The 21,217-nt window shown below is 58.7% G+C and carries 18 protein-coding genes and 1 riboswitch; of the genes, 9 read left to right on the top strand and 9 right to left on the bottom strand.

Going from position 1 to position 21,217, the window contains the following annotated elements; all coding sequences use genetic code 11:
- Positions 1-42: 42 nt before the first annotated feature.
- A complete protein-coding gene (locus ABRP30_RS12760) occupies positions 43-993 on the bottom strand; it encodes a GlxA family transcriptional regulator (RefSeq protein ID WP_267823795.1) in 951 nt (316 codons plus the stop codon).
- A gap of 104 nt (positions 994-1,097) precedes the next feature.
- On the opposite strand from ABRP30_RS12760, the gene ABRP30_RS12755 reads away from it, so the two are divergent.
- The 7 genes from ABRP30_RS12755 (at position 1,098) to ABRP30_RS12725 (ending at position 9,105) form a co-directional block, all read left to right on the top strand.
- Positions 1,098-1,895: an SDR family oxidoreductase gene (locus ABRP30_RS12755; RefSeq protein ID WP_267823793.1), complete on the top strand. Its 798-nt coding sequence runs from the start codon at positions 1,098-1,100 to the stop codon at positions 1,893-1,895.
- Between the two features lie 23 nt (positions 1,896-1,918).
- Positions 1,919-2,440 carry a carboxymuconolactone decarboxylase family protein gene (locus ABRP30_RS12750; protein ID WP_267823791.1) on the top strand — a complete coding sequence of 174 codons (522 nt, stop codon included), beginning with the start codon at positions 1,919-1,921 and terminating at the stop codon, positions 2,438-2,440.
- Between the two features lie 147 nt (positions 2,441-2,587).
- On the top strand, positions 2,588-3,595 hold the full coding sequence (locus ABRP30_RS12745; RefSeq protein WP_349975441.1) for a zinc-binding alcohol dehydrogenase family protein: 1,008 nt from the start codon (positions 2,588-2,590) through the stop codon (positions 3,593-3,595).
- 386 nt (positions 3,596-3,981) lie between these two features.
- Positions 3,982-4,674 (top strand): DUF421 domain-containing protein, encoded by a 693-nt coding sequence (locus ABRP30_RS12740; protein ID WP_349975442.1) that lies wholly within the window; start codon positions 3,982-3,984, stop codon positions 4,672-4,674.
- A 92-nt stretch (positions 4,675-4,766) separates the two neighbouring features.
- Positions 4,767-5,270, top strand: coding sequence for a CinA family protein (locus tag ABRP30_RS12735; RefSeq protein WP_349975443.1), 504 nt, complete (start codon positions 4,767-4,769; stop codon positions 5,268-5,270).
- 243 nt (positions 5,271-5,513) lie between these two features.
- Complete coding sequence (locus tag ABRP30_RS12730) at positions 5,514-7,016, top strand: ATPase domain-containing protein (protein ID WP_267823782.1); 1,503 nt, start codon at positions 5,514-5,516, stop codon at positions 7,014-7,016.
- A 109-nt stretch (positions 7,017-7,125) separates the two neighbouring features.
- A complete protein-coding gene (locus ABRP30_RS12725; RefSeq protein WP_349975444.1) occupies positions 7,126-9,105 on the top strand; it encodes a response regulator in 1,980 nt (659 codons plus the stop codon).
- Positions 9,106-9,258: 153 nt separating this feature from the next.
- On the opposite strand, the gene ABRP30_RS12720 is transcribed toward ABRP30_RS12725, so the two are convergent.
- The 8 genes from ABRP30_RS12720 to ABRP30_RS12685 all read right to left on the bottom strand — a co-directional run bounded on the left by ABRP30_RS12720 (position 9,259) and on the right by ABRP30_RS12685 (position 19,310).
- Positions 9,259-9,531 (bottom strand): PepSY domain-containing protein, encoded by a 273-nt coding sequence (locus ABRP30_RS12720; RefSeq protein ID WP_241806958.1) that lies wholly within the window; start codon positions 9,529-9,531, stop codon positions 9,259-9,261.
- Positions 9,532-9,704: 173 nt separating this feature from the next.
- On the bottom strand, positions 9,705-11,468 hold the full coding sequence (atzF, locus tag ABRP30_RS12715; protein WP_349975445.1) for an allophanate hydrolase: 1,764 nt from the start codon (positions 11,466-11,468) through the stop codon (positions 9,705-9,707).
- Positions 11,465-15,073 carry an urea carboxylase gene (gene uca, locus ABRP30_RS12710; protein WP_349975446.1) on the bottom strand — a complete coding sequence of 1,203 codons (3,609 nt, stop codon included), beginning with the start codon at positions 15,071-15,073 and terminating at the stop codon, positions 11,465-11,467. The genes atzF and uca overlap by 4 nt, the downstream gene beginning before the upstream one ends.
- Before the next feature lie 202 nt (positions 15,074-15,275).
- On the bottom strand, positions 15,276-15,902 hold the full coding sequence (locus ABRP30_RS12705; RefSeq protein ID WP_267823772.1) for an urea amidolyase associated protein UAAP2: 627 nt from the start codon (positions 15,900-15,902) through the stop codon (positions 15,276-15,278).
- Between the two features lie 9 nt (positions 15,903-15,911).
- On the bottom strand, positions 15,912-16,625 hold the full coding sequence (locus ABRP30_RS12700) for an urea amidolyase associated protein UAAP1 (RefSeq protein WP_267823770.1): 714 nt from the start codon (positions 16,623-16,625) through the stop codon (positions 15,912-15,914).
- Entirely contained in the window at positions 16,622-17,416 is a 795-nt protein-coding gene (locus tag ABRP30_RS12695; RefSeq protein WP_267823768.1) for an ABC transporter ATP-binding protein, read from the bottom strand. The genes ABRP30_RS12700 and ABRP30_RS12695 overlap by 4 nt, the downstream gene beginning before the upstream one ends.
- A complete protein-coding gene (locus ABRP30_RS12690; RefSeq protein ID WP_267823766.1) occupies positions 17,413-18,228 on the bottom strand; it encodes an ABC transporter permease in 816 nt (271 codons plus the stop codon). Before ABRP30_RS12690 ends, ABRP30_RS12695 begins: the two co-directional genes overlap by 4 nt.
- 14 nt (positions 18,229-18,242) lie before the next feature.
- Positions 18,243-19,310 carry a putative urea ABC transporter substrate-binding protein gene (locus ABRP30_RS12685; protein WP_267823765.1) on the bottom strand — a complete coding sequence of 356 codons (1,068 nt, stop codon included), beginning with the start codon at positions 19,308-19,310 and terminating at the stop codon, positions 18,243-18,245.
- A gap of 62 nt (positions 19,311-19,372) precedes the next feature.
- A riboswitch (guanidine-I (ykkC/yxkD leader) is annotated at positions 19,373-19,473 on the bottom strand.
- Between the two features lie 332 nt (positions 19,474-19,805).
- Between ABRP30_RS12685 and ABRP30_RS12680 the strand changes: the two genes are divergently transcribed.
- Positions 19,806-20,207 carry an ACT domain-containing protein gene (locus ABRP30_RS12680; RefSeq protein WP_349975448.1) on the top strand — a complete coding sequence of 134 codons (402 nt, stop codon included), beginning with the start codon at positions 19,806-19,808 and terminating at the stop codon, positions 20,205-20,207.
- A gap of 338 nt (positions 20,208-20,545) precedes the next feature.
- The gene (locus ABRP30_RS12675; RefSeq protein ID WP_267823761.1) at positions 20,546-21,160 is read left to right on the top strand and encodes a TetR/AcrR family transcriptional regulator; all 615 of its coding nucleotides are present in this window, start codon (positions 20,546-20,548) and stop codon (positions 21,158-21,160) included.
- The last annotated feature ends 57 nt before the right edge of the window (positions 21,161-21,217 follow it).

Genomic DNA, 21,217 nt, shown 5'->3' with positions numbered 1-21,217 from the left:
TCGGCCTGGGCTACCTGAGGGCCCCCGGTGGCCCCTCCTCCCTCATCCGGTTACCACTCGCCTGGCATCCCTACGTACTGCCTGAGGCGGAACACCAAGCCCACGAATGAACACTTCCCGCATATGTCGGCGATCCCTGAACCCCGTTTCTCTGGCCACTACATCCAAGCTGTGCCGGCTCTGCTCGATCATCAACCGGGCAGCTTCCAGGCGCAGACTTTCTACGGCTTTGGCCGGTGACTGTCCGGTTTCTGCGGTAAAGACCCGGGTGAACTGCCTGGGGCTCAAATGCGCTACTTCAGCAAGCTCCTCAACGCTGAGTGGCCGGCCAAGATGCTTGCGTGCGTAATCCAAGGCGCTCTGGATGCGGTCAGACTTAGGGGAAAGCGTCAGCAGTTCGGAATGCTGGGATTGCCCACCGGAGCGGCGCTGATGCATGACCAGTTTCCGCGCCACCGACCGGGCCAGCTCAGTGCCGTGATCCTTTTCGACCATCCCCAATGCCATGTCCAGAGCGGCTGTCATGCCCGCAGATGTCCATATCGGCCCATCCACGATGAAAATCCGGTCTTCTTCGACCTCGATTTTCGGGTACAACTCACGAAGCTTATTGGCATAGGCCCAATGTGTCGTTGCCCGCCGATTGTCCAGGACACCTGCCTGCGCCAACACGAAGCAGCCCGTACACAGGCCTGCAGTGCGCCGCGCACCGTCCACAAAACCTCGCACACTGGCAAGTACCTCTTCACTCGGCGGCGTCAGTGGCGTAAACGTCCCGGTAATCATCCAGGTGTCGGCCAAGCCAGGCGCACCCAAGGGAAGCGTATCCATGTACATCCCCAGCGAGGAGCGCACCGTTCCGCCCTTTATGGAAAAATTCTGGATCTTGTAAGCCGTTTCGCCGGCAACGATATTGGCAAACTCGAAGACAGATTGCGTGGCCAAAGACATGACCTGGAAACCTTCGGTTATCAGATAGCCGACCCGGTGCATCGAATGACTCCCTACGCGATGTCCTAAAAACGTATCTTATGCGTCATTTAAGCCGAAAGCGACCTTCTGCATCATGGCTTCACACCAAACAATGGAGCATGACCATGACGCAGCAATCCAAAGGCACCGCGCTCATCACCGGCGCTTCCACCGGGATCGGCTCGATCTACGCAGAGCGTTTGGCCCGCCGTGGCTACGACCTCGTACTGGTGGCCCGCAACCGGGAACGTCTCAACGCCCTGGCCAGCCGTATTACCAGCGAGACCCAGCGAAATGTGGAGGTTATTCCGGCAGACCTTTCCAACGCCGCTGACCTGGTTAAGGTTGAACGCCAACTTCGTGAGGACGCCAGCATAAGCCTGCTGGTAAACAATGCGGGAATCGGCACTCACACAAGCCTGATGGAGAGCGATGTCGAACGCATGGCCGAAATGATCAGCCTCAACGTCACCGCCTTGACCCGCCTGACCTACGCTGCCGTTCCAGGTTTCATCGCCCGCCAGCAAGGCGCCGTCATCAACATCTCGTCCATCGCAGGCCTTGCGCCAGAGCTGCTCAACGGTGTCTACGGTGGCAGCAAGGCCTACGTGACCGCCTTCAGCCAATCCCTGCACAAGGAGCTTGCAGACAAAGGCATCAAGATCCAGGCGGTGCTGCCAGGAGCCACTGCGACCGACTTCTGGCAGATCGGCGGCCTGCCTGTCGAGAACCTCGACCCCGGCATCGTCATGTCCGCTCATGATCTGGTCGACGGTGCTCTGCAGGATTTCGACAACGACGTGCTGATCTCCATCCCTTCGCTGCATGACTTGCACGCTTTCCAACACTACGAAGCCAGCCGGCAGGCGTTGTTCAGCCAGTTGTCGAGTAACCAGCTCGCGCCGCGTTACAACGCCAAGTGATCATCAGCACAGGAAGCTGAATCATGACTCGAATCAATGCGCTGACCCTCGACCAGGCGCCTGCAGCAGCGCGTAGTGCCCTGCAGGGTGTGGAGAAAGGCTTGGGCTTTATCCCGAACGCGTTCGCCACCCTCGCCCATTCGCCGGCAGCCCTCGCTGGCTATCTGGCGCTCTCGCAAGCCCTTAACAAGAACAGCCTCAGCCCTGCCGAGCGTGAAGTAGCGGCGCTGGCTGCATCAGCGGTGAATGGCTGTGACTACTGCATCGCCGCCCACAGTTTCTTCGGCGAAAAAGCAGGTTTGGATGCTGGTGCGCTGCTGGCTGCTCGTGCCGGCACTCTCGATGGCGTTGCTGCGTTCGCCAGAGCGGTGACGCTAAGCCGAGGCCAGGTCAGCGAGGTGCAACTGGCGGCAGCACGGGAAGCAGGGCTGGATGATACGAAAATCGTGGATGTCATCGCCCAAGTCTCCCTCCTGACGCTGACCAACTACCTCAACAATGTGGCGATGACGGACATCGACTTCCCACCTACCGACAACCAATGAACTGCGCGAGGTGTCCAGGCACCGGTCGCCAGCGCCTCCCGCTAGTTTCATTACACGCGAGAACGCCTTGCTGCTTTGAGGCTGATTTTCGAATTAATCAAAGACAATACCCTGTGCCAACTTTTGATTCTTATTAGAGGTAGTGCCATGAAGGCTGTCGTTTACACGCAACCCGGATTACCTATTCACGACGCTCGGTCTCTGTATGACACGGAGCTCACGAAGCCAAAACCCGGCGCACGCGACCTGCTCGTCGAGGTCAGGGCGATTGCCGTCAATCCCGTCGATACCAAGGTTCGCGCCAGCCGTGGTACAGAGCAACCACACGTTCTCGGCTGGGATGCTGTCGGTGTGGTCCGCGAGACTGGCCCAGAGGTAACGCTCTTCAGGCCTGGGGATGAAGTGTTCTACGCCGGTGCCCTAGATCGACCAGGCAGCTATAGCGAGTTTCATGTGGTGGACGAGCGAATCGTCGGGCACAAGCCTAAGAACTTGGACGACGCCAGTGCCGCCGCCCTGCCGCTGACGTCGATCACCGCGTGGGAGTTGCTGTTCGACCGTTTGGCCGTCGAAGAACATGGCGGCAAAGGTCAACGTCTCCTGGTGGTCGGGGCAGCAGGCGGAGTGGGCTCGATCCTGGTTCAGCTGGCAAGGAAGCTGACGCAGCTGACAGTCATAGGCACTGCCTCAAGACCTGAGACTCAAGCCTGGGTCAAAGAACTGGGAGCTCATCATGTCATTGATCACTCTGAGTCGATCCCGCTTCAGTTGGCAGAGCTCAAGCTCGAACCCATTGATCACGTGATCAGCCTGACCCACACCGACACTTACCTGCCGCAATTGGTGGAAGTGCTTCGCCCCCAAGGCAAGCTCGCACTGATTGATGATCCGGCACAGCTGGATGTCATGCCGCTCAAGCGCAAATCGCTGTCACTACACTGGGAACTCATGTTCACCCGCTCGCTGTACAAGACCGAGGACATGATCAAACAGCACCAACTGCTCGAGCGTGTTTCCCAGCTGGTTGACGAGGGCACACTGAAGACGACTGTCGGAGAGCATTTCGGAAGCATTTGTGCCGAAAATCTCAAGCGAGCCCACGCGTTGATTGAAAGTGGTAAAGCCAGGGGCAAAGCTGTCCTGGAAGGTTTCTGATCATTGCTCGAATAATAGCCCGCGTTAACGTGGGCTAACCTGAAAGCACCGCTGCTCAGTAACATCGCACCGGTAGGCGCGGATTGGAGGAAGCGCCAGCACTCCAACCCACAGGATTGCCCTGAAGTGCGGCTTCTACGACCAGCCGCGTTTCTGCCGGACGTTTATGAGATCCGAAGGGATTACCCCTCAAGCATGGAAGCGGTTTTTCCAAGCTGAGGGGCATCGATGGTCTCGAGTTAGCCAAATACCTATGGCGTGAGCATCCTGCTTTTCCAGTGATCATCCTCTCAGGCCATGTCGCCATTTAGCGTCACCTCGTGAACTAGCGTCGAATTTAGCCGGTCAATCTTTAACCGGCGATTGCGACATGTGGGACAAACCCAATGGTTTCGTTTGATCTGCACAGGATGCTCATTGGCGAACTCCCGCCGACCTTTCTCTTGGAGGTCGCCCTGCGCGTTTCAGCGGCTTTTTTGGCCGTGTTCTTCTTTTTGAAATTCAGTGGTCGACGTGGAATCAGGCAACTGTCTCGATTCGAGCTTGTGGTGATCCTGACCCTGGGCTCAGCCGCCGGTGATGTCACCTTTTACGAAGATGTACCTTTACTCCCCGTCGGATTGGTGTTCCTGACGCTCCTGATGCTCTATCGCGGAACCATCTCCTTGATGAGGCGCAGCAGAACATGCGAAGCCTGGATCGATGGGCTACCCATCACGGTAGTAAAGGACGGGATGTACGAAATTCATTCGCTGCAGAATTTGAACATCTCGTCCAACGAATTGTTCATGGAACTGCGACAACAAGGTGTGGAGCATCTCGGCCAGGTTCGACTCGGTTTATTGGAAACCGATGGCGATCTCAGTCTGTATTTCTACGGGCCTGATGACACCCGGCCAGGGCTTTCAGTGCTGCCAGTCGAACATCGTCCTGAGTACCAGGCGCCGCCGAACGCCGGCCTGCACTGTTGCGTGAGTTGCGGCTTCACGACCTTCCATGAACCCGTGGACTCAGTCGTGTGTGAACGCTGCGGTCATAACGTCTGGTCACCTGCCCTTGGTACCTTACGCAACCGTTAAGGCTCCAGCCACTAACGTCGGACGTAAACTGCGATGAACCAAAACCTGATGGGTTGCGTCCACCGCAAAAGAACAAGCGAGTCGATTCTTCAATGGCAACCGACCCTGTACTGGCCGCCCTCGGCTATCTCAAAGACAATCAGTTAGTCCTGACGACTGCGGAGTCGTGCACGGCAGGTTGCATGGTGGCCCTCCTAGCAGGGGTACCCGGTGCCGGGGAGGTAGTGGAGAGTGGTTATGTCGTTTACTCACCCAGTGCGAAGCAGCGCTTGCTCGGCGTAAGCGCCGAAACTATCGAGCGCTATGGCCTCACCAGCGAAGCAGTCGCGTGGGAAATGGCCTTGGGCGCATTGAGAGGCAGCGATGCCAATGTGGTGATCGCCACCACTGGCGTGGCTGGGCCACTACCTGAATCTAGCGTACCACCAGGCACCGTGTGCTTCGCTTGGGCATTCGCCGGCGAGCCGGTAGCCGTGTTTACACGAACTCAGCGCTTCTTTGGTGAACGCGCCGACGTGATGCGTCAGGGCGCACTTTTTGGACTCACCCGACTTTCCCATTATCACCAGCGATGGCTGCGAGGCGAGCGCGCCTGACTGTTTCTTTCATTGGCGCATCAGTCAAGAACTACGATGACCATCCGATTCAAGCAGCCTACGCTTGATGAACCTTTGGTGGCACCCTGCGATCAATCATCAATATCACTGCGGAGTATCGCGCGAATCTGCAGCGCCAATACCTTATGCAGTGAAGGCGCGTTTGCTAGATTCAGCGAATACGCCGGCAGTCTTGACGCCCACTGCCCCAAGCAGGGCCACCCAGTTCAGGAATGAAAATGAATGCCCCATAAGATATCCGCAACGCTATCTGTTGGTAACGAAGGATTGGATCTAATCCTCAAAGGCGGGCTGCCGGTGCATAGGCTCTACTTGGTAGAGGGCACGCCAGGAGCTGGCAAGACGACATTAGGGCTTCAGTTCCTGTTGAGTGGTGTGACCAACCAGGAGCCGGTGCTGTACGTCACCCTCTCCGAGACTGCGGATGAACTTGAGAGTGTTGCCAGGTCACATGGATGGAGCCTGGACGGCATCGAGGTGTTCGAGCTGTCCCAGACGGACGAGATTTTCGGCGAGGCCGCAGAGCAGACCATTCTGCATCCGTGGGAAGCTGAGCTCGGAAACACTATCAAGCTTATCCAGCAGCGCGTGGAGCAGTCCAAGCCCACTCGGGTAGTGTTCGATAGCCTTTCTGAGATGAGGCTGCTGGCACAAGACCCCCTTCGATACCGCCGCCAGGTACTGGCACTGAAACAGTATTTTGCGGGACGAAACATCACAGTCTTGCTGGTGGACGACCTGACTACATCCCATGGTGAGCATGACAACCATCTCCATAGCATCTGCCATGGAGTGATCACGCTGGAGCGACTAACGCTTGATTTCGGCGCGGCTCGGCGGCGGTTGCAGGTTCAGAAGCTAAGGGGTGTCGACTTCGTTGCCGGCTATCACGACTTCGTGATCGTAAAGGGAGGATTGCATGTCTTCCCTCGGATGATGGCGGGAGGACAACATTCGGCCTTCGAGCTTGAACCTGTGGGCAGTGGCGTGGCAGCGCTTGACCGTTTGCTTGCTGGAGGCCCTCTCAGAGGCACAAGCACGCTGATCACCGGGCCTGCGGGGTCGGGCAAGACCACGGTGGCATTCGCCTATGTGGCTGCGGCATGTGAGCGTGGTGAGTGCTGCACCGTCTATGAATTCGATGAGCGGGTCGGCACGCTGTTGAGAAGAGCCGAGGCTATGGGCTTCGCGCTTCAAAAATACATCGCCAGCGGTCTATTGAATGTGCAGCAAATCAACCCTGCCGAGATTTCGCCAGGCGAATTCTCATGGCGAGTCCGTACTCAGGTAGAGGCCAGGAATGCCCGGGTGATCGTGATCGATAGCCTAAACGGCTACTTGGCGGCGATGCCACAGGAGCAACAGCTGATACTTCAGATGCACGAAATGCTGTCCTATCTCGCCCAGCATGGTGTGGCAACGTTCCTGATCAACGCTCAAAGCGGACTGATCGGCACGATGACAACCACCCTCAATATCTCTTACGTCGCGGACACGGTCATCCTCATAAGGTTTTTTGAGGCTCAAGGCCGTCTGCGCAAAGCGATCTCTGTCCTGAAAAACCGTGGTGGCGCCCACGAAGATGCTATTCGCGAACTGAATATAGATAGCCAAGGCGTCCGTGTTGGTGAGCCCCTGACCAAGTTCAAGGGCGTGCTGACCGGAACTCCCGAATATTTTGGTAGCCAAGAACCCTTGCTGGAAGGCCGCCCCTTTGGACGTTAGCCGCCGATCTCAAGAACGGTCGTTGCTGGTGGTCGCGCCATTCCGAGGCGATGCGGCTGTACTCCAGCGTGTTGCGGGCACACTTTACCGAGTACAGGCATATTGTGACTTGAGCGCTCTGGCAAAAAACATTGGTGATGAGACAGGCATCATCCTGATCACCGAAGAGGCCTTGAGCGGAGACATCGCAGACCTCGGAAAGGCGTTAGCGAATCAGTCTTCCTGGTCCGACATTCCGATTTTGCTGCTGACCTCCAATCGAAACCGCGCCGGGAAAGACAATGATGAAGTTCGCAGGCGCCTTCCCTCCAGTGCCTCCAACGTAGTAGTACTGGAACGCCCGATGAGCTCCTCTGCCTTGATGAGCGCCATTGCTGCGGCATGGCGATCTCGAGCACGCCAATTCGACATGCGCGATCGTGTTGCGGAATTGGGAATTGAGCGAGAACGGCTTCGTATCCTTCTGGAGAATGTGCCTGTTGGCATCAGCTTCGTCGACGCCTTTGGTGTGTCGCTGATCAGCAACCCGCTTTATAACCAATATGTCCCGGAACGAGTTATTCCCTCCAAGGCTATCAATGGCCGGGAGCAATGGGTCTCGATAAGCGCTGATGGCCAGCCAGTCACGCCAGAATCATTCCCCGGTGCACGCGCCTTGAGAGGCGAAGTTGTCGACGGCATGGTGTTCCAGCACAAGCCTGCCGGTCAAAACGAGGCCTGGATACGGGTCAGCGCTGTTCCGCTTTGGGGAGCCCATGGCACGATCATGGGGGCAGCCATTGTGATTGTTGACGTCACCGACCAGAAGCAGTCAGAGCTGACGCTTCGTGGGTTTAATGAAGCATTGGAAGAGCAGGTAGCTGGCCGCACCCAAGCGCTTGCCCTGGCTGTCGAGCAACTCCACCGGGAAAGCAGAGAGCGGGAGCGAGCTGAAGATCAACTGCGACAATCCCTGAAAATGGAGGCCGTTGGACAGCTCACTGGCGGAATTGCCCACGACTTCAACAACATGCTGACGGGGATTCTAAGCGCTCTCGACCTGCTTCGATTGAGGCTCAAAAAGGGCAACCTAGACGCACTGGAGCGCTATATCGATGCGGCTCAAACCTCTGCAAAACGCGCAGCGTCCCTCACGGAACGCTTACTCGCGTTCTCCCGCAGGCAATCGTTGGATACAAGACCGCTATCAGCCAATGACCTCATCGTCAGCCTGTACGACCTCCTGAAGCGCTCGGCGACCGAGCAGATCAGGGTATTGATGAAACTCGGCGACGACCTCCCCTACGCCATGGCGGATGCCAACCAACTGGAAAACGCGATACTCAATCTTGTCATCAATGCCCGCGATGCTATGCCGGATGGGGGAACGATCACAGTATCGACACGCGAAGTGATCGTCGCGCAGGCGTCCTCAGAAGCCGATGAGCTCGCAGCCGGGCAGTATATCCGGATTGATGTGGAGGATACCGGGACGGGGATCAGCGCTGATCTCCTGCCAAAAGTGATTGAACCGTTCTTCACCACTAAGCCTATCGGCCAGGGTACGGGTCTGGGGCTTTCGATGGTGTATGGCTTTGCCAAGCAAAGCCGCGGGAAAATGGAGATATCGAGTATTCCACATAAGGGAACCACGATCTCGTTGTACCTCCCAACCGCTGACGGCCAGCTTCATCAGCCTGTTGAAACACCCCATGCAGCGAATCACGGAACCGGACAGATAGTGCTGCTGGTTGAAGATGATCAGTCAGTCCGGATGCTGAATCAGGAGGTGCTCACCGAGTTGGGCTATGAGATTTTCGTTGCCAGCGATGGCGAGGAGGCATTGCACGTGCTCAAGACCCTGGAGAGTGTCGACATTTTGGTCACCGACGTGGGGCTCCCAGGCATGAACGGTAGACAATTGGCGGAGATCGTGCAGCAGAGGTATCCCAATCTCCCAGTGCTCTTCCTGACAGGTTATGCCCAGGCTGCATCTGACAGAGAGGCGTTTCTAGGCCCCTGCATGAGGTTACTGACCAAACCCTTCACGCTACAAGCGCTCGCTGAAAATGTAAGTTTGATGCTGGAGCCGAACACCAGGGATACCTAAGTCTCACGACGCCGCCCCTCTACCGCAGGGGGAGCCAGCAGCTAGCTAAGGTCTGTGGATCTACCCAGCAATGGCTTCGTTGGAGATCTGAGCTATATTCCCAAGATTGGAAAAGCCCGCCTTATAGCGCGGGCTCCTCCCTATGCCGGATGATCAGTTATCCAGCGCGTCTTTGATGATCTTGCCGTCGTGCGGGTCAACCTGGAACTCATACTGCTTGCCGTCAGCTTTCATGCCCTCACCTTCCCAATGACCGTCATCGGCCTCGATCTTGGTGATCTGCGTGTAGCCGGCGCCCTTCAACGTGGCTTCAGCCTGATCCTTGGTCACCTTCCAATCAGCGCCAGGCTGGTCAGCCCATGCTGCAGAGCTTGCCAGTGCGCCAACCATGGCGAGGCCAGTGAACACTCGAGTCATCGCTTTCATGCTACCTTCCTTTTTCGTGACAGTTACCGTTCCGACCCCCGCGCTGCTCTCGGCGTTCAGTTTGTGTGGGGGCTGTACTGAAACTGAGGCATCATCAGCGTGCACGAGCTCCGGCAGAGGCTCGTGCACGCAAGGCAAATGAGGATGCTGTGCACTGGGTGCCACAGCGCCCCTCAGCTCATCGAAGCCAACCAGGCTCTCCAGCCGCCCCATTCCGTGATGTCCGTGGCCCCCTCAAGCCCCGCGCCTTCGCAGATGAAACCTGTCTCCCAGCGACCATCGCTCAGTTCCACCTTGCCCAGCCCCAGCGGCGCCGGGATACCGGTCAGGAATGAGCCCAACTCCATGCTCGGCATCTCCCAGACCTCAACGGCGATGGCGGCGCCGCCCTCTTGCACCCGCACCATCCCGGGTCGTTTCACAGCTCCGCCGGCAAGCGCGTAGAGCTTGTAGTGGGAAGAGCTGCTTGTGGACTCCAGCAAGCGTGCGCCACGCTGGCGGAGCTGCCAATTGAGCGCGAGCCCATCCAGGTGGGCACCACAAACCACCAGGCGGGTCATGTCATTACGAGCATCGCTCGCTGGCGCTTCGAGCCCTTGGTAGGCGTTCGCGAGGCTTAGCAGGTAGTGGTCGGTGTATGCCCTGCCCATTAGCGTGATGCCCCAAGGCAGGCCGTTCTGCATGACACCGCTGGGCACAGCAACGGCTGCATAGTCGAGCAGGTTCATGAAGTTGGTGTAATAGCCCAGTTCAGAATTGCGCTTCACCGGTTCATCAGCGAGCTCGGCCAGGGTCACGGGCCGACCGATTGTGGGCGTTAGCACACAATGCAGGTCCTTCAGGGTTTGATCGCATTGGGCCTTGAGCCTCTGCAACCGATACTGAGCGCGGAAGGTATCGACGCCGCTTACCTTCGGGCCTGCCTCAAGCACCGCATGAATGACTGGCAACACGGCTTCCGGTTGGGCCTGTGCGAGCGCCCCCACAACACTGTAACGCTCGGCAACCCAAGGGCCTTCATACAGCAAGCGTGCAGCCTCAAGGAATGGTGAGAAGTCGATGGTGACCGGCTCTCCCCCCAGCGCCTTCAGGCGCTCGACGGCTGCTTCAAACAACCCTGGCCCCTCGCTGCATCCAAAAAACTCCAGGTCGCACGCTCGCGGGATGCCAAACCGGAAGGATGTGATGCGCCCAAACGCACTGCCATCATTCCAGGCAGGGTTGGCTCGGCTGTATTCGTCCGCAGGATCCTGCACGGCAAGCAAGGCCAACAATTGGCTGGCTTCCCGTGATGTCGCCGTGAATGTAGTGACGCAATCCAGGGTGCGGCATGCGGGTACGACGCCTGCGGTGGAAATCAGCCCTTTGGTTGCCTTCAAGCCCACAAGGCCATTGAGGGCTGCAGGTACGCGACCTGAGCCTGCAGTATCGGTACCCAGGGCGAAACTGGTGATACCCAGTGCCACGGCCAAAGGTGATCCAGCGCTCGAGCCTCCTGAGGGGTAATCACTATTCACACTGTTCACGCATGCACCGTAAGGTGATCTCGTGCCATTGAGCCCTGTCGCGAATTGATCAAGGTTGGTCTTCCCCAATGGCACGGCACCGAGGTCGATCAGGCGCTGGACGACGCTGGCCGAGCGCTCAGGGGTGTAAGCATAGGCAGGGCAAGCCGCCGTGGTCGGCACGCCCGCCAAGTCGATATTGTCCTTGATGGCGAAAGGCACCCCATACAAGGGCAAACGCTCAATAGGCGTCGACTCCAGCACCGCAAGGTACGGCTCAAGCTCCTCGGGGCTCAGCAGATGGATGAACGCGTTGAACTGGGGGTTGATGCTCTGGGCCTTGTCATGCAAGGCCAGCATCAGCTGCCGAGGGCTCACGTCACCACGCACATAGCGCTCACGCAATGCATCGATACGCAGATCATTCTTCATGCGGCGGCCCCTTTAGCGATAGGCTCAATCACAACTACCCGCTGCCCGGCACGAATGGCTGCCCCTGGCTCCACGCGGATCTCCCTGACCACACCTGCACAGGGCGCGCACACCGGTATTTCCATCTTCATGGATTCAAGCACCACCAAGGTCGTGCCAGCCTCGACTTCATCACCAGCAGCGATCTGGACTTGCCACAGGTTGCCAGCAATCGGGCTCTCCACGCCCAGCAGATGGTTGGCTAGGGGGCTCTCCTCGCTCTGCGCGGCGACAGCCTCGCTACTCTCGAAGTGCGCTTGCCCCGTATCAATCCAACGCTGCCGCTCGGCGGCGAACGCGGCCTGTTGCTGATTGCGGAAGGCTGCAATGCTGTCCGCCTCACCCGCCAGAAACACCTGGTAATCGGCCAGTCGAAGTTGGCTCTGCTCGATACGCAGGTCGTATCGGCCGAGCGGGAAGTCCCTGCGAATACGTTGCAGCTCTTGGGCTGTCACAGGATAGAAGCGAATTTGATCAAAGAAGCGCAGCAGCCACGGTTTGCCGCCGAACGCCTCTACTTCTCTGTAGCGGTTCCACATCTGCAGGGTTCGCCCGACAAACTGGTACCCCCCCGGCCCCTCCATGCCGTAAACGCACATGTAAGCGCCGCCGATGCCGACAGAGTTTTCTGCAGTCCACGTACGTGCAGGGTTGTATTTGGTGGTCACGAGGCGGTGGCGAGGATCGAGCGGTGTGGCCACGGGAGCGCCGAGGTAAACGTCGCCAAGGCCCATGACCAGGTAACTGGCTTCGAACACCGTGCGCTGCACCTCATCCAGGTCTGGAAGAGCGTTGATGCGACGGATGAACTCGAGGTTGCTTGGGCACCAGGGGGCATCCTTGCGCACGGTGGTCATGTACTTTTCGATGGCCAGCTGGCACGCAGGGTCGTCCCAAGACAACGGTAAGTGGACGATACGCGACGGTACCGCAAGATCTTTAGCGGCGCACACCGCATCCCACTCGCCGGCGATGGCTTGCAACAGGTGGTCCAAGGGAAGCCGCTCGGGCTGGTAGTGGACCTGAAGCGAGCGGATCCCGGGCGTCAGATCGATGACCCCGGGTAGCGCCTGGGCTTCCAGCGCCTGCATCAGCGCGTGGCCACGGAAGCGCAGTACCAGATCGAGCTCTGGTTCGCCAATTTCCAGCAACAGATGGGTATCACCCGCTAACCGGGCTACCAGGCGCATCTCGCCCTCCCCCAAGTCCATCACGACTGGAGGCAAAAGCTCGGACATTTTCACCGGGCAGGCGGTACGAGCCGGCACCTCCCCCAGCAACGGCGAAATCGCCAGTGCCCGGGCGTGCGCGATGTCCGTAGGTACGAAGCGGACCTTATCACCGGCTTTGAGCTGCCCCAGCTTCCACAGGTCGGCTTCGATCACCGTGACCGGGCAGACGAACCCCCCCAGGCTTGGCCCGTCCGGGCCCAGTATCACCGGCATGTCGCCAGTGAAGTCCACCGCCCCGATCGCATAAGGATTGTCATGGATGTTAGAAGGATGCAGCCCAGCCTCCCCTCCATCAGCGCGCACCCACTCGGGCTTTGGCCCGATCAGCCGAACACCGGTGCGGCTGGAATTGAAGTGCACTTCCCACTCAGTGGCGAAGAACGTCTCGATATAGGCCGGCGTGAAGTACTCGGGCGCCCCATGGGGGCCGTAAATCACACGGATCTCTCGGCGCGCCCCTAGCGGCGCTTGCTCTGGCAGTTGCTTTCCTGCACTTGAATCGGTCAAGCGGTGGATGTGCAGAACATCCCCCGCGCGCAAGGCTCGCCCCGCGTGGCCGCCAAATTGCCCAAGGGTGAACGTGCTCCTGCTGCCCAGATACTCAGGCACCTGGATGCCTCCACGTATACACAGGTAGGCCCTGGCGCCAGCACCGCCGATCGTGCCAATGCTCAGTACCGAGTCTGCCTTGATCAGCAGCGCGGTGTTCATCGCAGCGGCGTTGCCATCGATCAGTACCGGAATCTCTGCCCCCGTGACTGCTACCACGGCGTCGGTGTTGAAACGAATGCTCGGCCCGGTCATGGTGATTTCGAGCCCAGCCTCACCTTCAGGGTTGCCGATCAGCTGATTGCCAAGGCGCAATGCTCGACTGTCCATGGGCCCTGACGGGGGCACGCCGACGGCCCAGTACCCTTGGCGACCAGGGTAGTCCTGCACGCTGGTCTGCGTGCCACCGCTGAGGACCTCGAGGGTTGACGCTTCATACACCAACCCCTCAAGGCAGCGCGTCCACGGCTCGCCGGTCGCGAATGGGGCATCCAGCAGGATCTGCTTGAGGTATTCGCGGTTGGTTTCAACGCCGTAGATGACGCTGTTGTCGAGCGCAGCGTGCAACCGCGAACAGGCTTGGTCGCGATCATCTGCCCAAGTGATGACCTTGGCGATCATGGGGTCGAAGTACGGAGGAATCTCACACCCCGCCTCTACCCATGTGTCGATACGTAAGGTATGGCCGTCGGCGTCCGGGAATTCAACGGCGGTGAGCAGGCCAGGGCTTGGCTGGAACTCCTTGCCGGGGTCTTCTGCATAGAGCCGGGCCTGAACGGCATGGCCACGAGGCGCCAGGGTGCGCGCCAGGGCCTTGAGCGGTGGCAGGGTCCCAGCCGCGAGCTCGACCATCCAGCGCACAAGATCGATACCCCAGACCTGCTCGGTTACGCCATGCTCGACCTGCAGGCGGGTGTTGACCTCCAGGAAGTAGAACGCTTGCGCATCGCTGTCGAACACGAACTCTACGGTACCTGCACTGCGATAGTTCACTGCCTTGGCCAGGCGAATGGCAGCCTCACAAAGTGACGCTGCGATCCCGTCCGGAAGATTCGGAGCGGGGGTTTCTTCCAGTACCTTCTGGTTTCGACGCTGGACTGAGCAATCACGCACGCCCAGTGCAAGGACGTCCCCACGGCCATCGCCGAACACCTGGACTTCAAGATGGCGCGCACGCTGGATGTACTTCTCGATGAAGACGCCTGCATCGCTGAAGTTGTTCTGACCCAGCCGTTTTACCGTCTCGAATGCGTCTTCCAGCTCCGCGGCTGACCAACATACCCGCATGCCGATGCCGCCGCCGCCGGCTGTGCTTTTGAGCATGACCGGGTAGCCCACCTCCTGCGCAGCTGCCAAGGCCTCCTCCACGCTGTCGAGCAGTTCGGTACCCTCAAGCAGCGGGACGCCATGCTCGCGCGCCAGGGCGCGCGCAGTATGTTTGAGGCCAAACAGCTTCAGCTGATCGGGCGTGGGGCCGACGAAGGCAATGCCTGCCGCCTCACACGCCTGCGCGAAAGCCGCATTCTCGGAGAGGAAGCCGTACCCTGGGTGAATGGCGCCTGCGCCGGTTTCCCTGGCAGCAGCGAGGATCTTGTCAACGCACAGATAGGTGTTGGCAGCAGCGCCCTCCCCCAAGCTCACAGCCTGGGCTGCATCACGAACGTGAAGGCTGGCCACGTCAGCTTCTGAATAGACAGCGACGCCCTGCACATCCATCTGGCGGAGCGTACGCAGGATCCTGCAGGCGATAGCGCCACGGTTGGCGATCAACAATGATTCGAACATAAGAAGCCCCTTACGACGGTACATGTCCGTGCGGTTGGGTTGTGGGTCGTCCCACAGTGCTTACGAGGTCTTGGGGTCGTCCCCAGCCTGGATCAGGAATGCTTGTCAGGGCAGTCTGGTGGGTCGCTGCGGTACTGGATGCGCCCAGCACGGTAGTGGCAGTACACGTAGAACATGTACCTCAAGCGCTTCGCCCACGTATTCATGCCCATATGGTCAGCTCTGCTGGTGTCGGGTTGTAGCCGTTGCAGGGGTTGTTCAACTGCGGGCAGTTGGAGATGAGCACGATTACATCCATCTCTGCGCGCAGCAGCACGTATTTGCCGGGCGCAGAAATGCCGTCCTCGAAGGTCAGGCCGCCATCAGGAGTGACTGGCACGTTCATGAAGAAATTGATGTTCGGGCTGATATCGCGCTTGCTCAATCGGCCGTCATGGCTGCAGGCCCGAAGGTAATTGTCACGGCAGCTGTGCATGTGACGCTTGTCCAGGGCATAACGGACGGTATTGCTCTCCTGCGCACAAGCGCCGCCGAGTGTGTCGTGGCGCCCACAGTTGTCCTCGATGAGGGTGAGTAAAGGCCGGCCCAGGTTCGAGTACAGAACGCTGCCCTGGCCCAGGTAAACATTGTTCTGCCGCCGCAAGGTGCGCTGGACGTCATAGCGCTCACGAGGATTGGCGGCACTGTAGAACAGGGTGTCGATCGCCTGGTTACCTTCAAGATCCCGGATGCGTAGAGTCTGGCCAGCCTTCACTTCAGTCAGCCAGGGTTCCCCGGCTGGAATGGTGGCTTGGTACAACGCGTTTTCAAGGTGCAATGATGCAGTCATGAGGCTTCCTCAGGCATGTATCCGTTGGGTGTTGATGAAACCGCGCTCGTTCTCCGGGCGCGACGTCCGACAGTGTTCGGCGACCTCTTGCGCGGCCTTCATGAAGGTGAGCTCGACAGGCTTTGGCGCATAGGCCTTCGAAGGATCCATCGGATGCTGAAGGGCGGTAATCACGAACAAGGTGTCCATCGGTGCATAAAGCTCGATGCAGTCGCCTGCTTTGGAATTACCCTCGACGAACTGCAGCCTGCCATCGGTGTCGACGTCGACTCGGCTGAACATGTTGAGCACCATCGTCAGATCGCTCAGCCCCAGCCCCCACTTGCCCATTTCCACGAGCAGGTTGTCCGCACCGTTGCGGTAGAAACCATTGCGCAATTCCTGGTAACGGCCATTACCGTATTTCTCTAAGACTTCCTCAGCGCAAAGCACGCCTGCGATGCTGTCACTCCAACCACAGGTGTCGCGCGTGATTGCAGCGAGCACCCGGCCCATATCCGAGTACAGGCAATGGCCTGCCGTGAGCTTTGCGGTGTGCTGGCACTTCAAGCTGTCGGGCAGGTTCAAGCGCTCGGTCTTCTCGTGGGCGTTGAACAGCATGACGCTGACGTTCGCCCCGCCCTTCACGTCGGTCAGGCGCAACAACTCACCGCGCTTGAGCACGAATGAGAGGTGACCTCCTCCCGGTAGCAACTCATTGGAAAACACAGTGGGTTCGATCATGGGTAGCATTCCTTGGTTGGTTGAATCGCACACGACAGCGATGCACCAGAAGCCAGCTGCGCATGTGTACGTTTACTGTTGAGTGGCAAGTCGTAGGTCACCCGCGCGCCATATGAAAGTGGCGCATGCGGGTCGACGCGGACCTTGTCGAACACCATCAGCCGAGTGCCCAGGCTGAAGCCTTCGCTGAGGTCGTGGGTAACCATGAAGACCGTCAGGCCTGTCTCCCTCCACAGCTCCAGCAGCAGCGCATGCATGTCTTTGCGAATGCCCGGGTCGAGCGCCCCGAACGGCTCATCAAGCAGCAGAACGCGAGGCTTCATGATCAACGCCTGCGCGATGGCCAGGCGTTGCTGCATCCCCCCTGAGAGCTGCGATGGGTACTTGCCGAGTGCGGGTTGCAGACCTACTTTGCTCAAAAGCGCCGCCGCCTGATCCCGCGCAGCGCGTTTTCTCGCGCCAAATAGCCGCCCCAGCACAGGTGCAGTCGGCAACTCCAGCCCCAGTGCGACGTTGTCCAGCACTGTCAGGTGTGGAAACACGGAGTAACGCTGGAACACGACGCCACGCGCAGGATCGGGCTCGGCGCCAAGCGGTTGGCCACCCAGGAGGATCTGGCCTTTACTTGGGGTTTCCTGGCCCAGCAGCAGGCGCAAGAACGTGGATTTTCCGCAGCCGGAAGTCCCGACCATGGTGCAGAACTCGCCTTCCTCGACAGTGAGGTTCAAGCCTTCCAGCACCACGTGCTCCCCGTACTGCTGCCATACATTTTTGACTTCTATAAAGCTCATGCGCGCGCGCCCTCATACCAGGGGAAGGCTCGGCGGGTGAGCGTTTTCAGCGCCCAATCCATCAACCAGGCCAGCAGCGTGATCCACACGACGTATGGAAGAATCACGTCCATCGCCAGATAACGGCGCACCAGGAAAATCCGATAGCCCAGGCCGTTTTCAGCTGCGATGGCTTCGGCAGCGATCAGGAACAACCATGCGGAGCCAAGCACCAGCCGCAGCGAAATCAGCAGGCGCGGCAGTAACTGCGGCAGCACGACCCGCAGTATCAGCGTCCAGGTACTGGCCCCCAGTGTCTGGGCCTTGATCAGCAGCTCCATCGGGATCTCCCGGGCCCGTTGTTCCAGGTCGCGGGCCAGGATGGGGGTGATGCCGATGACGATGAGCATCACCTTGGACAGCTCGCCCAGCCCGAAGACGATGAACAGGATCGGCAGGATGGCCAGTGGCGGAATCATCGACAGCACGACGAGCATTGGTGACAGCGATGCGCCAACCAGTGGCAAGGTACCCGCGGCGATACCCAGGCACAGGCCGACGCCTGCGGCAATGGCCAGGCCAGTACCCAGCCGTTGCAGGCTGGCGCCTGTGTCCTGCCATAGCAGGTAGGCACCACTGCGCTTGTCCTCGGTGAACGCCATGCGTTTCATGGCGTCGGCCATTTGCACCGCGCTGGGCAGGAGCTTGTCGTTCGGGTTATCCGCCAGGCGCTGCGCCGAACTCACGAAGTACGTGCACAGCACCAGAAGTAGCGGGAGTATCACCAGCAACAGCCGTGAACTCCGGTCGGGATGTCGGTTGATCAAGCGCATTGAGCACTCTCCCTTCACAGGGCGCCGTCGGCGGCCATTTGCACGTAGGTCGGGTCAAAGCGCAGCTTCAAGTTGGCTTGGTTGCCCAGGGTGACGCCATTGGCGAAACTCATGCCCACCACGTTGCTGTCAGGTGCTCCATCACCCAACAAACCGTGCTCGAACGAGAAGTTCGCGACCTTGCCCATGGTCTGTGGCAGCTCCGGACTCTTGGCGAATGCCAATGCATCCTGGGCAGTGAAGAACAGGTGGGTGGTTGCCAGTTGCGCCCTGAAACCGGCAAGGTCGGTACCTGATGCCTTGGCCATGTGCTCCTCGGCCGCTTCGGCGCCGGCGTCCCTGGCGCTCATCATGCTCATGACCTCAAACCACGCCCCTGTGAGTACCTTGCCCAGTGCGGGGTTGTCTTTGAGGGTTTCGGTGTTGACCACCATCATGTCGAGGATCTCGCCAGGTATCTGGCTGGAATTGAACACTTCGGTCACACCGGGCGTGGCCCTGATGTCGGAGAGCATCGGATTCCAGGTGGTGACGGCCTGGACGCTCTCGGTGTTGAAGGCGGCGGAGATGTCTGCATCAGACGTGTTGATCACCTTCAGATCCTTCTCTCGAAGGTTGGCCGTATCGAGTGCTCGGGCCAGCAGGTAATGCGATACCGAGAGCTCGACCAGATTCACATCCATGCCCTTGAGGTCGGAAACGGTCTTGCCTGCCCCTTTGATGACAACACCGTCGTTGCCATTGGAGTAGTCGCTGACGATCAATGCCGTGCTGTCGACACCGCCGGCAGCTGGAATGGTGAGCGCGTCCATGTTGGTCATGGTGCAGCCGTCGAACTGGCCAGCGGTGTACTGGTTGATCGATTCGACGTAGTCGTTGAGCTGAGTCAGGGCGACATGGATACCGTATTTCTTGGCCCATTTGTCGACGATGCCTTGCGTCTGTGCAAACTCCCAAGGCATCCAGCCGGCATAGATCGTCCAGCAGACGTTGAAGTCTTTCTTGGCCGCAGCGTGTGATGAAGTGGCAGCCAACAGGGCAATGCCTGCTGCCATGAAAGCGGAGAGTAAGGGCTTTCGCATGGTGGGACTCCAGTTGACGGTGAGCGGACAGGAGCAGCGCATCACCCTCTACAAGGTGGTCTGTCTCCCGGGCTTTTATCCCGCCGTGTAACCTCAACTGGAGGTCGTCAGCTCTCGGTCCAGACACTCGTTTTCGCGAGCCGGAACCCTAGCCAACCATTGTTCAAATTGTGGTGCACTCAGCCAGCGCTGCTCCTGCACGGAATTACACGATGCGAGAGGCGTGCCAACCTGCTTGGATCAATGCCACTGCCACTCCAAGGCCCAGCAGTTACGGCCGGTTGAGCTATACCCACGGGCGCGGGCACAGCGTTGTCTCATTGCGGTGCGCCCTGTGAGGCGCCTCTTTTGAGGGCGGTGATGCGCTGAAAGTGGGCAAGAAAAAACCTCGTCACAGCGCAGTTGCATTAGTTTTTCTAATCCGTCATGCCCGCTATTCATTGCAGTGATCACTATTTCAGGCAGACTTTTGCCTACATTTTCTGGAGGTGACACATGGCCGGTGAAAAATCTATCGCTGCCCTGCTACGTGGTATGAGCCCAATCCTCAACGAGGGTGAATACGTTTTCTGCACCGTCCCTGATTTCGCAGGGCTGAGCCCGGACGACGTGGTGGGCAGCTTCAAAGAGAAGGAAGGCTTGACCCTGATCATCGAACGAAGCCGTGCCGAAGCGCTCGGGCTAAAGTTTGATTTCGTCGCTGCATGGATCACCCTGACCATCCATTCGGCCCTCGATGCAGTCGGGTTGACTGCGGCGTTCTCGGCTGCCCTGGGCCAGGCAGGGATCAGCTGCAATGTGATCGCGGCCTATTTCCACGATCATGTCTTCGTAGGGAAAGATGATGCGCAAAAAGCAATGAAGGTGCTGAACACCCTGGCCAACGCTTCTGAATGAAACGGGTCGAGGTGCTTTAGCGCTCAGGTTTTGCTGCATGGCCGCGGTCACGAGCCTGCTCCACAACGGATCTGCCAACCCTTCCCACCAGCCATCGAGGTGACCGACCGATGTCGCCCTTGCGGCCGACGGCTGAGTATCCGTGATGTAATGATCGGCCAGCGGAACCTCAGGCTGTTTATAATCCGGGCCAACCATGCAACCTGCAGTGAGACTTCAGCTCGACAGCAGAGCAATCGCCCGGTAGGGAAGCATGATGATTCTCACAGACCAATAGGGGTTGTGACCATGCTATATTTTGGTCACTACCTGTCAATCAGTTCCAGGATGCTTCAGAAATGAGTAAACCTTCTCCACCCTCGCCGGCGCGAGGGCCAGCCGATCATGACGTGAGGGATCAGATCATCCAGGCGGCCATGGAGCACTTCGCCCACTATGGGTACGACAAGACCACGGTCTCTGACTTAGCCAAGTCGATCGGCTTTTCGAAGGCTTATATCTACAAATTCTTCGAGTCCAAACAAGCGATCGGAGAAGTGATCTGCTCCAGCCGCCTAGCGCTCATCATGCAGCACATTGCGACGGCTACCAGCGACGCCGCAACTGCATCAGAAAAGCTAAGACGCCTATTCCGCGCGCTTGCAGAGGCGGGAGCTGACCTTTTCTTCCACGAGCGGAAGCTCTACGACATCGCGGCGGTCGCATCGCGCGATCAATGGTCGTCGGTCAAGTCTCATGAGGCCAATATCAGCAAGGTCATTATGGAGATCCTGATCCAGGGCCGCGACGCTGGGGAATTTGAACGCAAGACACCATTGGACGAATTGACGCTGGCCATTTTTCTGATCATGAGGCCTTACGTAAATGCCGCGCTCCTTCAGCACAACCTGGACACGCTTCAGGATGCGGTCATCCAACTGCCGGCTTTGATACTCAGAAGCCTCGCGCCGTAGCATGATGTGACCATTGACAATATTGGTCACTGGTTGAAAAATGGGATCCCTCTATCG

The sequence above is a fragment of the Pseudomonas sp. WHRI 8519 genome (assembly GCF_040224055.2).
GTDB classification, from domain to species: Bacteria; Pseudomonadota; Gammaproteobacteria; order Pseudomonadales; family Pseudomonadaceae; genus Aquipseudomonas; species Aquipseudomonas putida_X.
Note: the sequence above shows the minus strand (reverse complement) of the source record. Positions and strands in the feature narration are given on the sequence as shown.

Excerpts from the sequence above, each read along its gene's own strand:
- uca (WP_349975446.1), bottom strand. The coding sequence starts at position 15,073 with ATGTTCGAATCATTGTTGATCGCCAACCGTGGCGCTATCGCCTGCAGG.
- ABRP30_RS12675 (WP_267823761.1), top strand. The coding sequence starts at position 20,546 with ATGAGTAAACCTTCTCCACCCTCGCCGGCGCGAGGGCCAGCCGATCAT.
- ABRP30_RS12685 (WP_267823765.1), bottom strand. The coding sequence starts at position 19,310 with ATGCGAAAGCCCTTACTCTCCGCTTTCATGGCAGCAGGCATTGCCCTG.
- ABRP30_RS12730 (WP_267823782.1), top strand. The coding sequence starts at position 5,514 with ATGCCCCATAAGATATCCGCAACGCTATCTGTTGGTAACGAAGGATTG.
- ABRP30_RS12760 (WP_267823795.1), bottom strand. The coding sequence starts at position 993 with ATGCACCGGGTCGGCTATCTGATAACCGAAGGTTTCCAGGTCATGTCT.
- ABRP30_RS12705 (WP_267823772.1), bottom strand. The coding sequence starts at position 15,902 with ATGACTGCATCATTGCACCTTGAAAACGCGTTGTACCAAGCCACCATT.
- ABRP30_RS12720 (WP_241806958.1), bottom strand. The coding sequence starts at position 9,531 with ATGAAAGCGATGACTCGAGTGTTCACTGGCCTCGCCATGGTTGGCGCA.
- ABRP30_RS12680 (WP_349975448.1), top strand. The coding sequence starts at position 19,806 with ATGGCCGGTGAAAAATCTATCGCTGCCCTGCTACGTGGTATGAGCCCA.
- ABRP30_RS12750 (WP_267823791.1), top strand. The coding sequence starts at position 1,919 with ATGACTCGAATCAATGCGCTGACCCTCGACCAGGCGCCTGCAGCAGCG.
- atzF (WP_349975445.1), bottom strand. The coding sequence starts at position 11,468 with ATGAAGAATGATCTGCGTATCGATGCATTGCGTGAGCGCTATGTGCGT.
- ABRP30_RS12690 (WP_267823766.1), bottom strand. The coding sequence starts at position 18,228 with ATGCGCTTGATCAACCGACATCCCGACCGGAGTTCACGGCTGTTGCTG.
- ABRP30_RS12735 (WP_349975443.1), top strand. The coding sequence starts at position 4,767 with ATGGCAACCGACCCTGTACTGGCCGCCCTCGGCTATCTCAAAGACAAT.
- ABRP30_RS12695 (WP_267823768.1), bottom strand. The coding sequence starts at position 17,416 with ATGAGCTTTATAGAAGTCAAAAATGTATGGCAGCAGTACGGGGAGCAC.
- ABRP30_RS12745 (WP_349975441.1), top strand. The coding sequence starts at position 2,588 with ATGAAGGCTGTCGTTTACACGCAACCCGGATTACCTATTCACGACGCT.
- ABRP30_RS12740 (WP_349975442.1), top strand. The coding sequence starts at position 3,982 with ATGGTTTCGTTTGATCTGCACAGGATGCTCATTGGCGAACTCCCGCCG.
- ABRP30_RS12755 (WP_267823793.1), top strand. The coding sequence starts at position 1,098 with ATGACGCAGCAATCCAAAGGCACCGCGCTCATCACCGGCGCTTCCACC.
- ABRP30_RS12700 (WP_267823770.1), bottom strand. The coding sequence starts at position 16,625 with ATGATCGAACCCACTGTGTTTTCCAATGAGTTGCTACCGGGAGGAGGT.